Here is a 15,092-nt window from a genome sequence, read left to right on the forward strand (position 1 = left end):
GCACTCAGCTGGCGGACTCCACGCTCACTGCACTCCAAGTCGCGGCGACAGCGCGGTACTGGGCAGAGTCGGCGCCGAACAGGTCACGCGCGGCATTCAGAGTGGCTACCCGGGCTTCGGGATAGGTCGTGTTGGCGGTGAAGTACGCCGTCAGTGCCAGGTACCAGATCTTCGCGGCGTCCTTCTGGCCGATACCTGCAAGCGAGGTATCACCGTTGCAGACCAGGCCTGCAGGCGTGAGGTTGGCCTTGGTTCCCGCCCCGTAACCGGCAGGCACCTTGGCGCCTTCGGCCAGCAGATAGAAGAAGTGGTTGCCCACGCCGGACGAGTAGTGCGGATCGGCGCTGGTCACCGCGCTGGAGTAGCAATCAAACGAACTGCCATCCAGGCTCGGCTTGAACATGTAGCGCAGCGCATCGCCGCCGAAAATCGCACCCAGCTCTTCACCGATGAGGTAGTTCGGCGGACGCGCGGCATCATTGACGAAGAACTCCACGGCGGTACCGAAGATGTCGGAGGTCGCTTCGTTCAAGCCGCCTGCGTCGCCGGAATAGACCAGCTTGGCCGAGCGACTGGTAACGCCGTGGGACATCTCGTGGCCGGCGACGTCCAAGGCCGTCATGGTGTCGCCGAACGTCATGCAGAAGCAGCCATCGGCCCAGAACGCGTTCTGGTAGCCCACGCCGTAGTGCACGCGGGTTTTTGCACCCTTGCCATCGTTGGCGATGCCGTTGCGGCCATGCGCGGACTTGAAGTAGTCCCAGGTTGCAGCGACACCAAAGTGCGCATCGGCTGCATCGGTCTGGCGGCTGGTGCTCTGACCGTTGCCCCACTTGTTGTCGGTATCGGTTACCAGCACACCGGCGGCGGTGCTTTGAACACCGGCCATGTCTACGGTGTAGCCGCCACCGCGGGTCTTGTCGAGCAGTTGGTAGTAGCTTCCACACTTCACCGTGTCCAGCTGCACTGTGCCAAGGTAAAGCGACTGACCAGTGCCCTTGGCAGGAACGCCAGCGGTACAGCCAACGCCGCCGCCGCCCGGTTCTGCGGTATGCACGGTGTCCCACTTGGCCAGGACCCTGCCGGTATTGGCATCGATCAGGTAACGCATGTCGGTGGGGGTGCGGTCGCGCTTGGTCCCGAGCAGGCGTACCTGATAGGCAAGTGCGGGATTGCCATCGAGTGCAGCGATCACCAGGCTCGCCGTGGGCGTGCCCTGGAAGTCGGTCCCAAGATCGGCACCGGCTTCAACCATGGCGTCTGCAGCAGTGATCTTCGGTGCCAACGATGCCGGCCGCTGGGTGGTCTTCAGCTTCTGCGTCACCGATAGCAACACGCCATTACGCGAATGCACCACCAGATCGCCACCGATCACCGGCAGCCCTTTGTAGGTGCGCTCGAAACGCACGTGTTCCACACCACCGGCGCCGGTGGGCAGATCCGTCGCAGTGAAAGCATCGCCAGCGTTTGCAAAGCTTTGCGCCTTGCCTGGGGTGCTGGCCAGCAGCGACTTGGCGCGTACCACGGGAGCTGCAGTAGAGGAGGGAACGGCAGCATGGGCTGCGCTCCCCGCCAGTACGGCGGTAAGTGCGGCGCTCAACAACTTCAGGTTCAACGTCTTCATTCGGGTCGATCTCCAGGACAGGGAGTGGAGAAAGCAGGAGCGGTCTGCTGAAGCGCTTGCGCGCATGGCCCACGGCGGATTCGGAAGAACGCCGCGATTCAGTTGAAGCAGACAGTGCCTGCTGACGTAAACGCTCAACTTGGGACTGGGAGAGGCCGGAACGGCACGGCCAACACACTGTTGGCAGCAACCGGGGGGAACCGGAACCCAGAACATTCAGCAATCACACGCGCAGTAAGCCCGAATGCAAACACGCCCCTGAAAAAGAAAACTTATTGCACCAAATGATCTGTATCCGTATTTATCTTGCAAAAAACAAGAAATAAATCGAACTATGTGTTCGGGCGGCGTTCATGTAGCCCGACGTGGTTTCAGCTGTCAACAAAAATTTGGGCACAGTTTTCTTAATACGGACGGTGCCTATATGACAAAACGTATTCACTTAGATCAGCGGGGCAAACCCTGCCCAGTTCGCTGCACCGCACGCGTGAAATCGCGCAGAAGAAGCCACTTGGCGGGGCGGGGGTGCACGTTTCGATCAGTGTGCTGAGCGACCGCGGGACTTTTTGAGAGTTGTCTGATGTACCCGGATTCGGCGGGTACTGACAATGCTGGCTCCCCTAGCTGAGCTCCCGGAGCACAACAACATGAAGCGCGAAATACGCACCACTCTGGCTTCGCTGGTCGCCGTAATGGCTGTATCTGCATCGGCCAATGCGACCAACACCATCACGTTCCACGGTGAAGTGACGGACCAGACGTGTTCGGCCGTCATCAACGGCGGTACGGACCCGACCGTCATCCTCGATAGCGTGCCGCTTTCCGCACTGAACGGTGCCGTGGGCAACACCGCGGGCGAGGGCATCTTCACTCTCACCCTGACCGGCTGCGCGGCGTCGGACGCGGGTGAAACCTTCACCACGTTGTTCCAGGCCACCAACCCCACCGCCACCGGCAACCTGACCAATACCGCCAGTGCGGGCGCCGAAGGCGTCGCGTTGCAGCTGCTGGATGCGCCGGCGGGTACTCCGGTGAACCTGGCGGGTGGTGCGGCAGTGGAAGCCGGGCAGATTGTGCTGGCTGCTGACGAAACGACTGCGACCCACGACTACGCCGTTCGCTACATCGCCGAAAGCGCGACCGTCAAACCAGGCCCGGTACTGGGTTCGGTGACGTACACCATCCGCTACGAGTGATTGAGATTGGGGGCGGCCGGACCAGGCCGCCTCCAATGCGTGTGCCTCGAACTACTGGAGACCGTTTCATGCCCAGCCTTCGTTCCCCTTGCAAGCTGACCTGCACCGCGCTGGCCGGTGTCCTGGGGTTGTTCATTGGCGGGGAGGCTGCAGCAAGTGTTGTTGTTTCCGGAACCCGCGTCATCTACCCCGGCGATGCACAACACGTGACGGTGCAGGTGACCAATCAGGACGCCTTCCCCAATGCGGTGCAGGCGTGGGTGGATGTTGCCGAACCTGAGTCGACGCCGGTCGATACCGACGCGCCGTTTGTGGTGACGCCTGCGGTTTCGCGGCTGGCACCCGGCGCAGGCCAAACGATTCGCGTGATGTTTGCGGGCAAGGATCTGCCGCAGGATCGCGAATCGCTGTTTCACCTCAATGTGTTGCAGATTCCACCGATGAATGCCGCCCATGCCAATCACAACAAGGTGATGGTGCTGATGCGGAACCGGCTCAAGCTTTTTTACCGTCCCGGCGGTATTGCTGGTACGCCTGCGCAGGTCGCGGAGCGACTGCGTTTCAGCATCCAGCAGACCAACAGCGGTTGGCGCGTGCAAGTGGAGAATCCAACCGGTTATCACGCCTCGTTTGGGGCTGCCTCGTTGCAGGTTGCAGGTTCCAACTGGGAACTCAGCCCCGCCATGGTGCCGCCGATGGGCACCACGCAGTGGTCGCCGATCAAGCCGGGCCAGCTGCCGGCGGGCGATGCGTTGGTTACGGCCCATCTGATCAATGATTACGGCGCAAGGGTAGCCATCAGCCATGCTGCGTCCCGTTAAACGTGCCCCGAGCGCCATTGCACTGGGCGGAGCGTTGCTGGCTGTGGCCAATGTGGCCAGTGCCGACGAAGCTGCGTATGAATTTGACGATCGGTTGTTGATGGGCTCAACGCTGTCCACGGGCAGTTTGAAGCGCTTCAATCAAGGCGACCAAGTGGACCCCGGGCTCTACCTGGTAGATATCTACGTAAATGATGTCTATGTGGAGCGGGCCCAGCTGCGGTTCGAATCTGTCGCAGGTGGCACCAAGCCCTGCTTGAGCAACACGTTCCTCCGCGAAACGCTGGGTGTGCGGGTGCTGGATGCAACGGCAACCAGCAGCACAGCCGACGCGCCTGAATGCACGGATCTGGCAGCCCGCTTGCCCGGTAGCACCACGACGCTGGATACGGGCCGCTTGCGCCTGGACATTTCCGTGCCGCAAGCCTTGCTGATCAACACACCGCGTGACCATGTCAGCCGCGACATGTGGGACGCTGGCAAGACCATGGCATTTGCCAACTATGACGTAAATGCCAGCCGCTCATCCTCGAACGGGATGACGTCGCACTATGCCGCCATGGCGGTAAATGCCGGCGTGAACCTGGGTATGTGGCGCTTTCGCCACCAGTCGAACATGACTTACGCAAGCCGCCCAGGTTGGCAGCGCAGCGACTGGACCAGCATCCGCACCTACGCACAACGTTCGCTGCCTGGCATTTCCAGCGACTTGAGCATTGGCAGCAGCTACACCGACGGGAACCTGTTCGGAAACCTGAGCTATCGCGGCATACGCATCGCCACCGATGAGCGGATGATCCCGGATTCACAGCGACGCTACGCGCCGATCGTGCGTGGAACGGCCACCAGCAGGTCGCGGGTGATCATCCGCCAGAACGGACGCAAACTCCGTGAGGACGTCATACCTCCGGGGCCGTTCCTTATCGATGACATCAGTGGCGCGGCCTATGGCGGCGACCTGGACGTGGAAGTGCTCGCCGCCGACGGCAGTACCGCGCGTTTCAGCGTGCCATTCTCCGCCGTTCCTGAATCCATACGCCCTGGCTATTCCAAATACAGCGCGACGGTGGGGCAGGCGGGCGCGGAAGGGCAGTCGCGGCAGGGCTTTGCAGAGGTCACCTATCAACGCGGGCTCAGCAACCGCTTGACGGTCAATGCTGGCGTGCGCCTGGCGGAGGACTACCTTGGGGTGCTGGCCGGCGGTGTTATTGCAACGCCCTACGGCGCATTCGGCGGAACCTCGGTGTTCTCGCGCCTGCAGGAAAAGGGCGTCGGCACGAAGACCGGTTACCGCCTTGAGCTGAACTACAGCAAGACGTTCCAGGCTACCGACACCACCGTGACGCTGGCCGGCTACCGCTATTCCTCCAACGGCTTCCGCGATTTTTCCGATACGCTTGGACGGCCGTGGGAGCAGACATCGCTTGACGATGAATTCAAGCCGTTGGCGCAGCATCGCAGCCAGCGCAACCAGTTCAACATCGTAATGAACCAGCGACTGGGGGATTCCGGCTCGCTGTATCTCACAGGCTCGGCAGCGGACTATTTCAATGACGGCAACCGCGATGTGCAGTTCCAGTTCGGTTACGCCAACACATGGCGCAAGCTGAGCTACAGCGTCTCGTTGTCGCAGCAGCGCAACTGTGCGGTGGACCGGTGGCGGCACGATGCTGCATCTGCATGCCAGGTGGGCCGCTCGCTGGGGCTGACGCTGTCGATGCCGCTGGGCTCTGCACCATCGGCACCTGTACTCAGTGCAATGGCGACCCGAGACAGGGGCACGCACGGCTCGAGTTACCAATCCGTTGTCAGTGGCACTCTGGGCGAACGGCGCACCACGAGCTATGCGGTGTCCGCCGGCCATGGTGGCAGCGCCAGTGGCGGCCAGTGGAGTGGCAACCTGCAGACCCAGACCGCCGTGGGCAGCTTCAGCGCAGGGGCTTCGGGCGGCTCTGGTACCCAGCAGATCACCGCCGGCATGCGTGGCGCGGTGGTCGTGCATGGCGGCGGCGTGACGGCAGGGCCCTATGTGGGCGACAGTTTTGCCCTGGTCAAGGCCGAGGGTGCGCGCGGGTCACATGTGAGGGGAGGGCAGGGAGCACGGGTGAACCGCAACGGCTATGCGCTGATGCCCTCGCTGTCACCGTATCGCGTCAACCGTATCGGTCTGGATCCGCAGGAAATGACCGCCGATGCGGAACTCGTGGAAACCGAACGTACCGTCGTGCCCTCGGCCGGTGCCGCGCTGAAGGTAGCGTTTGAGACCGTGACGGGCAGGGCGCTGATCCTTCGTGCACGACGCAGCAATGGAACGGTGGTGCCGCTCGGTGCCAGCGTCAGCAACGAGAGCGGTGCGACGGTAGGCATGGTGGGACAGGCCGGTCTGATCTATGCACGCTCGCCGAAGTCTGCCGGGCAACTTTCCGTTCGCTGGGAGGACACCGCGGACGGCCGTTGCACCGTTTTCTATGACCTTGGTTCGCAGACGCATGCTGGCAACGCAGCCCCTGTGATCGTTGACGCCATCTGCCAGGACCTGCCCGACTTTGGAGCGGACGTGCAATGAAAAACTATCTGCGCCTACTTTCGCTGACCCTGGTGGCCACGGCGCCCGGCGCCTGGGCTACCTGCTACAAGGTGGACAGCGTTGGTACGGAAAACACCACCGTGCAGACCGCGATCCGTCCTGGGGAGGGCACAGCGTCCGCATGGGCCGGCGCATGCGATACCTGCAATGGCTCGCTTGGACTGCCCAGTGTGATCAATGTAAGTGATCCTGCATTCCAACCCTATCCGACGCTGCTCGCCAGCGCCGTAGCGCCTGCCACCGTCTACGGCACCACCGGCGGCTACGATCCGGAAAGGGTATTCGTCCGTTGCGCGCCAGAAGACACGATATATGAGATGTATTCCACGAACGCGGATAACCTTTACAGCGGCTGGCACGACGGCGGCGACACGTTAGGCAACTCCATTGGCCTGCAGGCCGCATACCGGACTGCATGGCGGAACGTTCTGTTGCGCCTTACCAATGTGAACACCGGCCAGTATTTCTCCGACATCTGGAAGCAACGCCTGCTGGAGGGGCTGGACGTGGATTCACGCGGCTACCGTTTGGTGAAGGCCAAGAACCTGAGCGCCGTGCGAGCCGAGGTGTTCAGCGCCCCGTTGGAGTCGACCTATTACTACGCCGCCACATCGTCGCGGTCCTACAGCTATGCGCAACCGGCAGGCTATATCGCGATCAAAGGGCCGGGGCTGTTGTATCCCCAAGTAGGGCAGTCCCACAACGGCGACTATTCGGGTTGGCACTACAACTGGCCTGGCGCCATCGGGCTCTACAATGCTGTGACGTTGAAGCGCTATCCCACCTGCACGGTTCTCAACGTCACCCCGCAGGTGTACTTTCCCAGCGTTTCCCTGGGCGAGCTCAATGCGGGTATCAGCCGTGAGGTTGCTTTCGAGGTGAGCTTCAAATGCGAAACCGGCTTCACCAGCAGCACTGCCGCGAACGCTACGGCGTTGGGCATCAAGGTATCGAACGGCGCTGCTGCCGCCGCATCTGCACTGGGCCTGGCAAATGCAAGCGGTGGCCTGTCCTATCTGGTTTCCGATCGTTACAGCGAGACCGGCATGGCCAAGGGGGTAGGGATCCGCGTGCTGCGCGATGGCCAGGTAATGAACCTGCTGGTGAACGAAAACTCAGCTGGCGGTGTAAATGCCCAGGCACGTGGCTGGTACCCGGCGGTCAGCGGCGCAACCCAGTCCGTGGGTACATCCAGCGGTGTCACCCGCTATCGCGAAACATTCATCGCCAGGATTGAAAAGCTGACCGAAGGCACCAGGCCTGCGGTGACACCAGGACGGGTGGAGGCTACCGCGCAGATCGTCATACGGGTCCAATGATGACGCTCCCGCGGCTACTGGCTCTTCTTCTGTTTGGTTGTGGGCATGCGATCGCTGGTGTGACCGCGGAACGAACACGTGTGATCGTCAACGAGGGTCAGCGCGAGGTGTCCTTGGTGCTGGTCAATCAGAACGATTACCCGGTGATGGTCCAGGCATGGATAGATGACGGCTCGCCTGATGCTGGGCCCGACGAAGCCGAGGCGCCGGTCATCCCATTACCGGCGATGTTCCAACTTGCCCCCGGACAGCGGCAGAACCTGCGCCTGCTGTATGTAGGGCCGGCGCCTACGCAAGAACGCGAATCGATGTATTGGTTGAACCTGCTGGAGATTCCGCCGAGCCCTGTGGCTGCCGAGCAACCGGATCCGGCACGACTGACCGTGACGATGCGAACACAGATGAAGGTCTTTTACAGGCCGTCGGCGCTGAAAACGGGCGCATCACACGCCGCTGCAAAACTCGATTTCCGGACGGAAGATGGGCAGCTGTTTGCAGCGAATGCGTCGCCGTTCCACATCACGCTTGCAGAGCTCTTCGTTTGCCAGCGACAAGCGATCACCGTGGCAGGCGAGGGCTTGCTTGCACCGCAGACGAACGTGTTTCTTGCCGCTTCGGTGCCCGCATGCACACAAGCCGATGACGCAGTTGAGTTCAGCTGGATCGATGACGAAGGCAATCGTCAGCAAGGCATGGCCAGGTTTTCCGCGCGATAGACGTGCGTCGCGAATGCCGTCGAGGCTGAGCTGATTAAAGTGTTGCAACACTTTAATCACTTAGGGCATTTCTCAAGTTATGCCGCGGAATGAACTACTTAGATCGGAATATAACTCGAACTAATTAAGTCACCCGTCACTAAATTAACAGGGCGACCTTGGAAGATCCCGCCATCCGCCATCGATACGTTCAAAGCGGCGGCCCTGGATGCATCGTTGCCCGGGCTTCAACGGTTCTACTACCTGTCGCCAGTCTTGGCGTTCCGGACTTAGATTGCGTTGGAGTTGCTTGAGCATCTCGGCATCTTCCCGCGCTGACCGTCTGATTTCAGCGTCAAAGGCCGCTTGCTGCTCAGGCGTAATGGTCAGGGCTCGTTCCAAGGCGGCTACCTGACGGCGGGCGTTCCATTCAATGAGCCCCATGGCGATAAGCACGACGGCGGCAAGCAGGACAATGGCACGCAGCCAGAACTTGGAATCCTCGGAGCCGTCAGCGTTTCCCTGAGCGTGCTGCGCACGGCGGAGTCTTGGCTGGAAGCTCACATCCTTCAAATCCACTTTGCCTACCGTGGGTTCTTGCCGTTCTCGTTCCATGAATCCCCCTGGATTTCATCCTGCAGGGATTGTATCCACGGGGCGGTGCAAAGATGGACTGGGCTAACAATGCTCGCGTGTGCAGCGACGTGCGAGAGGATCAGGCTGGAATCGGTTGGGCGCATTGGACCAGCTCCGGGAGGTTCTTTCTTACATAATATACATTATGCGAAATGGCTTATCCGTCGTGTCAGCTGGATTTGGCTTTGGATCACGTCTTGCCTACCTCCTCGTACACCTCGCAAGGATGAGATTGAGGCATGACCGATACCTACGATCTGGACAACCGTCCGCCGTGCTGGAAGCCCGGCACTCAGTGTGTTCACCGCGGATAATTTCGTCGCCACTAAGTAGATTCTGGGGGTGTAGAAGCGGATAAGTTCGACACCCTATGAACGAACGTAGATAAGTGCGTAATCCAAAGAACACTGACCTGTGAATTTTTGGCGACTTGTTCGCTGAAACTCGCCCATCATTTGACCCTGTATTGTTTCAACCACGGATGCCCTGTCAACCAACGTAGACATTTGCGGTAAGCGATGAACCTTGTTGAAGAAGTCTTCAGCATGCTTTTGCCGCCTTCTTGCTAGGGGCTGGGGGCTTACGCTTACCGCGTAAAGCGGCCTCGATAGCCGCAGGAATCTTGGTCAGTTGTTCCTCTAGGACCTCGGATTTCGCCCGGAGGCGGTCCACCTCTCTCGCCGCCTCGGTCGCTGCCTTCTGGGCTGCATTCAAAGCACTGGCAAGCGATTTCTCGGCTGTAGTGCGGAGCTTCTCTGCAGAAGCCAACTTGATCTGTAGCTCTTTAGTGTGCTGACGAGCTTGATCGATCTCCCGTGCTGCACGATCTTCGACAGATCTGGCGTGTTCCATCAGGCTCTCGCGTTCAGATCTGGCCAGTTCCTGCTGCTCGTGCAACCGGGTCTCGAGCGCCTGCCTTGCGACATCCACCTGCTCCAGTCGCTGATTCACAGAAACTCGTTGTTGTGTCGACTCTGTCAGTTGCGACTGCAGTTGGTCGACGAGTTGCCGAAGCTCCGCCACCTGGGTCAGCGCCAGGCGCTCTGACTGGGCCGAGACAGTTGCTTTGGCGTGGAGCTCGGAGGCCTCCTCGGCAAAAGTCTGCTGTTGCACCTGCAGCTCGTCGTACTCGGCTGCAAGCGTCTGCCTGGCACCGGCGAGCTCCTCGAAAATCGACTCGCGGGCATGATCTAACGCCCGAGTCCACCATTGCCCAGCCAGCTCGGCCAGTGCCGCCGGCGCGTCCTTCAAATCTGACCGTTTCGGCTGCAGTCGAACGCCCAGATTTTTCCACCAAGTGTCCAACCAGCGCGTCACGGTGTTGGGCGAGCCGGTCCCCAGGTGTGCACGAATGCGCTCCACCGTCGGGCGCTCACCATTCGCCACCAGTTCGTCAGCGGCGGTGTGCACATCGGATTCGGTGATGCCGCGGGCCATAGATGTCTCCTCTATCGGCGCCCTACTCTATTGATTACGTACTAGCGATAAGCGATGATTATCGCTGGTACAAGCTCTATTTCGTAGTATACATTACATAGTATGAAAGATAATTCTACGATTCCTATGCTCGCCGCGACGACCACCAGCCTGGTGCTGCCCGAACAGCTGGCCCGGCAGGCCGCCGACGCGGTGCGCGAACTGCTGGCCGAAGCGGCGGCCGAGAACACTACCCGCAGCTACACCAGTGCCCTGCGCTACTGGGCCGGCTGGCATGCCGCGCGTTATGGGATCGAGCTGACCTTGCCAGTGCCCGAAGCCACCGTGCTGCAGTTTGTGGTCGACCACGTGCAGCGCCGCTCGGCCGAGGGCGAATTGGCGTGGGAACTGCCGCCAGCCGTCGACCAGGCCTTGGTGGCCGCTGGCCTCAAGGCCAAGGTCGGCCCATGGACCTTGGCCACCGTGCGCCATCGTGTAGCCGTGCTGTCCACCGCGCACCGACTCAAGCAAGCAGACAATCCCTGCGAGCAGCCGGCAATCCGCACCGTGCTCAGTCGCGCGGCGCGGGCTGCGGTCAAGCGCGGCGAGCGCCCGCGCAAGAAGACTGCAATCACTCTGGCCGAGCTCGAAGCCATGTTGGTCACTTGCGACGATAGTCTGGAAGGAATGCGGGATCGCGCCCTACTCTGCTTCGGATTTGCCAGCGGTGGACGCCGGCGCAGCGAGATCGCCGCCGCCGACTTGCGTGACCTAAGGCGGATCGGTGAGGCGAGCTATATCTACCGGATGGAGCACAGCAAGACCCAGCAGGCCGGGGTTACGGCCACCTCGACCCCGGATAAGCCGGTGCTCGATAGGGCCGCCCTCGCGCTCCAGGACTGGTTGGAGGCATCAGGCCTCACTGAGGGGGCTATCTTCCGGCGGCTGTGGAAACAGCGGGTCGGCCCTGCCCTGTCCCCGGCTGCCGTGGGTGAGATCGTGCAGCGGCGGGCGCGTCTGGCTGGGCTGGAGGGAGATTTTGGTGGGCACAGCCTCAGGTCTGGGTTCGTCACAGAAGCCAGCCGTCAGGGTGTGGCGCTGCCTGCGATCATGCAACTGACTGAGCATCGGTCGGTGTCGAGCGTGGTGGGCTACTTCCAAGCCGGCAACGCAACGGCAAACCCTGCTGCTCGCCTTTTGGAAGATGGCTAGCAGTGGCCAAGAGAGCTTAAGCTCAGTAGGGCTCAGTCGAAACAGTTTGATAGATCGAGCAGAAGATTCTTGCCTCGAAGCTCGACAAGAGGATGAAAAAAGTCGTGACTGACTGTGGTGTGTGTGGTGTTCGACCAGGGCCTACGCACATGCATCTCCATGCGCCCGAATCATCCGCGAAAGCACGAAAAGATGCGTGCCATGCTTCCGCATGTACAGAGCAATCAACCGCCCTGCAAAGCCAGTCACGACTCCAGCACAGGGTAACTTTAATCGTAAGCGGGTTTCAACTCCTTCCGCTTTAGGAGTGCCGGCAGCTCATTGGTCGATCGCCAGTCACAAAAACTAAGATGACGGGCAGCAAACTTCTTAAAGAAATTCATTTCACCTACGGCCATGGCTTTGTATCCAAGGCTTTTCGTGAATATGCCTAACGCCAACTCTTTGGTGCTATCTCTTGCGAATGGGCACGACACAACATCGAGGAATAGAAGTGTAGCTTCAGCATCAAGATGTATATCCACCTTCCGGTGCTCGAAAATTCGCTCTGCCGCATCACATGCGGCATTACGTAGCATGTCATAGCCCGGCTTTTCCTGTGCGCAGAACAGTGCAGTTACAACCTTGAAATAGCCAGCTTCGGACACTTCACTAAGCCGGAGGGCATCGATGACATCAGACTCAGCGACTGCAGTTGCCCCGCCAATGTAGAACAAGCAAGCAAGGAGAGAAGATGTCTCGCACTCCCCGACCGAGGCGCGACGAGCCTGTTTCAAAACCGAAACCCCGTGGTCGACAATTTCCTGCCTGAGGATCTTCCCCGTACTGCCAAACTTATCCGCCATTTCGGCAATTGTCAGTAGTATCGAAGCAACCCTATACGTAGTATTTACCCGAACATCCATTCTGTATAGAAAGAATGCCATTTCCAGTACATAGGATAGTTTCTGGTAAATATGATGGGGGTTCTGAATGGCGATAGCATCCTTTGCAAGGCTCTTGTTTGCTCGAGAGAGTACTCGAGATATCAGACCCAAGGCGTAAGGCGATATCGTCGAGTAGGTCGCCTTGTTTGTCTTTATGGCGGCCTTTAGCGCGCGAATTAGATGGTCCGCGGACCTCTCGTTAGGCGGGCGCACTGGCTCCTGAGTCTCTTCCAGCTTCGGATTGCCCAATTTGAACTGGCTAGATATTCGCTCTCGCAACAAACCTCTAACCGCATCCCTCGCAATCGAAAGATCGCTAATCAGAGGTGACTCGAGGATCTCCGTCTTAGCATCATTGATGGATAGCTTGTATTTTTCCAGTGCCCCCTCAATTGCTGAGCGAGCCACGGAAGAGGCTTCTTCGGAGTTAAAGAACACCAGGTAATCATCTACGTATCGTTTTATTCGCAATTGGGATTGGCCGAGGCCGGCTTTCATAAGGCGGATCGCAATGTCGTCATCGACTTGCTGGAGTATAACTTCAGCGAAAAGGCGCGAAACCTCAGGCCCCACCAGTATGCCGTTGGTCTCGTTCCAGTTCGAACCCTGCATCAACGAATCGAATGACTTGTCGAACGATTCCGCGTCCTTGTACTTCTTTGCAAATGCCCTGTCACGCACCGCCCAAGATATGGAGTGGGTGTAAATGCTCTGAAAACACTTAGAGACATCAAGTCGCAGCAGCCTTCGGTAATTTTGCTCGAGTCGTCTGAACTCCGTAGAGTCGTAAAATTTCCAAATCTGATTGTACGATGCGTAGTAAAAATAGGACGAAGCGTGTGTCCGCTGCTCTTTAGATGAGCCCGGTGCTAGGTCGCCCGCCTCATCACCTGGCGCTGGCCCCTCTTCTGCAAGAATAGATTCGAAGTATACGGAGCCGACCTGTACGGGACGCCGAAGGCTATACTCGCTCTTCGAGCACTGGTTGATGATGTAGTGATCCCAAGTCGCGTAGAAATCAATAAATTTGAGCTGGCTAGCGGGATGCATAATTGAGAGAGTCCGCTTCCGCCCATCGCCACGCTCAATCTTGAAGTTGAAAGGTATAGTGAACTTCGGTGCAGCGCTCAAGCCCAGCAATCCCTTCAGCAAGCTGGGGGTGTTGTCGGGAGGATTGGACACCAATTCGTACAGCCTATGGTTGGAGAAGAATACAGGAAGTTCGTATGGGAGGATCTCCGTCAACAGAACTCTTGCCCCGTCCTTCTTCTTAATTGCTATCGGCTTACGCTTCACGCCAGCACCTTCCAATCTCAGAGATTCGCTTAGGCAGAAGTTGTCGCATGCGCCTCAGCCTGTGCCCATTGACAAATGAGAGTGACAGTAGCTGGCGGCGCTCGGCTCTATTTGGTGGTGCGCAAATCTTGAAAACCCTAAGAAGACATGCAGACAGAAATTTGTCCAGGTGCTCGAGTCGACTGTCACGCATGAGTGCATCCTCGGCCAGCGGACTGTACAAATCGAAGTTGTAGAAAATTCCGCCACGTAGGGAGCCACCAGTCTTTGACGACTCCAGCTCGTAATTTCCGGTAAGAAACAAGACCCTATCGCGAAGCAAGGCGAAATCGCTCGTCTTCAAATAGTCACGAGTGGCCGAGTGGATTCTTGATTTGTACTTAGCCATCTTTTTGTCAGCCATGTAGGCCCCGACAGGGTTGAACTTATCCTTCTTTCTTTCATTAACGTCAGGGAAGGCAAGTTTGTAGCCAAGGATATCGAGCTGCTGGATATTGGCATCGGCAAGAATCAAGCTGCACTTGCACGCCGACGAGCAGGTGCAGTTTCCATTGATATGAATGCAGCCGACAGCACACCGGCACTGTACGCTCGCATAGTCGGTTTTAGACGCGTTCACGAGAAGACCATTCACCTTAAAGGCACTATGGATCTTATCTTCTAGGTTCGTTACATCGACATAGGAGAAAAGGACTATATCGTCGACATATCTTGCGACGTAGTAAACGCCCTCAATGGCACGAAGGTCTCGCTCCAGATGGGACGCGTGAATTTCCGCGAGCGTCGCACTTACCTGAAGACCTCGGGGTAGGCCGCGAGAGCCCGAGTGACTGGTCAAACGAAGAAGTCTGCTGAGAAGCTCCAAGGTGCGCGTCGACACCAAGCGGTCGGCTCGAATCTTCTCCACAAGCCTGCGACGAGGAACCGACTCGTAGAACGACCTTATATCAAGCCTGATGACATGCTTGGGCGTCGTCTCTTTGAGGGCCTGCTGTACCTGCTTGATGATATCGAAGCGGTTTGCTTGCTTGACCCTGTACGCACGTCGAATGTTATCGTTAATCTTCCGCATGACCAGGATGTTCTCAAGGCTGTGCGTAGAGAAGAGCTTCTTTTCCTTCGATAGGGAGCGCGTGCTGAAGGGCCTGAACCTAAAGGTCCCGTCTAGGATTTGGCCCTGAACTGACGTTAGCAGAGTCGTCCACTCAGCTTGACTCTTAGGGAACGCTCCATCATCTGTTTTGTACTTAAATTGTGCCCCGCGCCTTCTCATTCGGTTGAGTGCCGCAACCGTGAACTCCTGAGAAATCATCTCCTCCGACCCTCTATTTCCGCCCCCCCCCAATCTGTGCAGCTTACAACCA

At 58.7% G+C, this 15,092-nt stretch carries 11 protein-coding genes; 6 read left to right on the top strand and 5 right to left on the bottom strand.

Going from position 1 to position 15,092, the window contains the following annotated elements; translation table 11 throughout:
- Positions 1 to 4: 4 nt before the first annotated feature.
- Entirely contained in the window at positions 5 to 1,615 is a 1,611-nt protein-coding gene (locus RT460_RS00095) for a M4 family metallopeptidase (protein ID WP_313316655.1), read from the bottom strand.
- 656 nt (positions 1,616 to 2,271) lie between these two features.
- On the opposite strand from RT460_RS00095, the gene RT460_RS00100 reads away from it, so the two are divergent.
- The 5 genes from RT460_RS00100 to RT460_RS00120 all read left to right on the top strand — a co-directional run bounded on the left by RT460_RS00100 (position 2,272) and on the right by RT460_RS00120 (position 8,263).
- A complete protein-coding gene (locus RT460_RS00100) occupies positions 2,272 to 2,820 on the top strand; it encodes a fimbrial protein (RefSeq protein ID WP_313316430.1) in 549 nt (182 codons plus the stop codon).
- Positions 2,821 to 2,888: 68 nt separating this feature from the next.
- Positions 2,889 to 3,641, top strand: coding sequence for a molecular chaperone (locus RT460_RS00105; RefSeq protein WP_313316431.1), 753 nt, complete (start codon positions 2,889 to 2,891; stop codon positions 3,639 to 3,641).
- Entirely contained in the window at positions 3,625 to 6,207 is a 2,583-nt protein-coding gene (locus RT460_RS00110; RefSeq protein WP_313316433.1) for a fimbria/pilus outer membrane usher protein, read from the top strand. Before RT460_RS00105 ends, RT460_RS00110 begins: the two co-directional genes overlap by 17 nt.
- Positions 6,204 to 7,547, top strand: coding sequence for a fimbrial protein (locus tag RT460_RS00115; protein WP_313316434.1), 1,344 nt, complete (start codon positions 6,204 to 6,206; stop codon positions 7,545 to 7,547). Before RT460_RS00110 ends, RT460_RS00115 begins: the two co-directional genes overlap by 4 nt.
- A complete protein-coding gene (locus tag RT460_RS00120) occupies positions 7,547 to 8,263 on the top strand; it encodes a molecular chaperone (protein ID WP_313316435.1) in 717 nt (238 codons plus the stop codon). Before RT460_RS00115 ends, RT460_RS00120 begins: the two co-directional genes overlap by 1 nt.
- Positions 8,264 to 8,407: 144 nt before the next feature.
- On the opposite strand, the gene RT460_RS00125 is transcribed toward RT460_RS00120, so the two are convergent.
- Together RT460_RS00125 and RT460_RS00130 are read right to left on the bottom strand one after the other, a co-directional pair.
- A complete protein-coding gene (locus RT460_RS00125) occupies positions 8,408 to 8,857 on the bottom strand; it encodes a hypothetical protein (protein ID WP_313316436.1) in 450 nt (149 codons plus the stop codon).
- 561 nt (positions 8,858 to 9,418) lie between these two features.
- The gene (locus RT460_RS00130) at positions 9,419 to 10,315 is read right to left on the bottom strand and encodes a DNA-binding protein (RefSeq protein ID WP_313316437.1); all 897 of its coding nucleotides are present in this window, start codon (positions 10,313 to 10,315) and stop codon (positions 9,419 to 9,421) included.
- A gap of 102 nt (positions 10,316 to 10,417) precedes the next feature.
- On the opposite strand from RT460_RS00130, the gene RT460_RS00135 reads away from it, so the two are divergent.
- The gene (locus RT460_RS00135; RefSeq protein ID WP_313316438.1) at positions 10,418 to 11,506 is read left to right on the top strand and encodes a site-specific integrase; all 1,089 of its coding nucleotides are present in this window, start codon (positions 10,418 to 10,420) and stop codon (positions 11,504 to 11,506) included.
- A 269-nt stretch (positions 11,507 to 11,775) separates the two neighbouring features.
- On the opposite strand, the gene drt3b is transcribed toward RT460_RS00135, so the two are convergent.
- Both drt3b and drt3a read right to left on the bottom strand, forming a co-directional pair.
- Positions 11,776 to 13,728: an antiviral reverse transcriptase Drt3b gene (gene drt3b / locus RT460_RS00140; RefSeq protein ID WP_313316439.1), complete on the bottom strand. Its 1,953-nt coding sequence runs from the start codon at positions 13,726 to 13,728 to the stop codon at positions 11,776 to 11,778.
- On the bottom strand, positions 13,718 to 15,040 hold the full coding sequence (drt3a, locus tag RT460_RS00145) for an antiviral reverse transcriptase Drt3a (RefSeq protein WP_313316440.1): 1,323 nt from the start codon (positions 15,038 to 15,040) through the stop codon (positions 13,718 to 13,720). The genes drt3b and drt3a overlap by 11 nt, the downstream gene beginning before the upstream one ends.
- Positions 15,041 to 15,092: the final 52 nt, after the last annotated feature.

Origin of the sequence: Stenotrophomonas sp. (genome assembly GCF_032061965.1) — a bacterium.
Lineage (GTDB): Bacteria > Pseudomonadota > Gammaproteobacteria > Xanthomonadales > Xanthomonadaceae > Stenotrophomonas.

What these genes read in the sequence shown, in the direction of transcription:
- RT460_RS00120 (WP_313316435.1), top strand. Translation starts at nt 7,547, where the DNA reads ATGACGCTCCCGCGGCTACTGGCTCTTCTTCTGTTTGGTTGTGGGCAT.
- RT460_RS00115 (WP_313316434.1), top strand. Translation starts at nt 6,204, where the DNA reads ATGAAAAACTATCTGCGCCTACTTTCGCTGACCCTGGTGGCCACGGCG.
- RT460_RS00105 (WP_313316431.1), top strand. Translation starts at nt 2,889, where the DNA reads ATGCCCAGCCTTCGTTCCCCTTGCAAGCTGACCTGCACCGCGCTGGCC.
- RT460_RS00125 (WP_313316436.1), bottom strand. Translation starts at nt 8,857, where the DNA reads ATGGAACGAGAACGGCAAGAACCCACGGTAGGCAAAGTGGATTTGAAG.
- RT460_RS00130 (WP_313316437.1), bottom strand. Translation starts at nt 10,315, where the DNA reads ATGGCCCGCGGCATCACCGAATCCGATGTGCACACCGCCGCTGACGAA.
- RT460_RS00100 (WP_313316430.1), top strand. Translation starts at nt 2,272, where the DNA reads ATGAAGCGCGAAATACGCACCACTCTGGCTTCGCTGGTCGCCGTAATG.
- RT460_RS00135 (WP_313316438.1), top strand. Translation starts at nt 10,418, where the DNA reads ATGAAAGATAATTCTACGATTCCTATGCTCGCCGCGACGACCACCAGC.
- RT460_RS00110 (WP_313316433.1), top strand. Translation starts at nt 3,625, where the DNA reads ATGCTGCGTCCCGTTAAACGTGCCCCGAGCGCCATTGCACTGGGCGGA.
- drt3a (WP_313316440.1), bottom strand. Translation starts at nt 15,040, where the DNA reads ATGATTTCTCAGGAGTTCACGGTTGCGGCACTCAACCGAATGAGAAGG.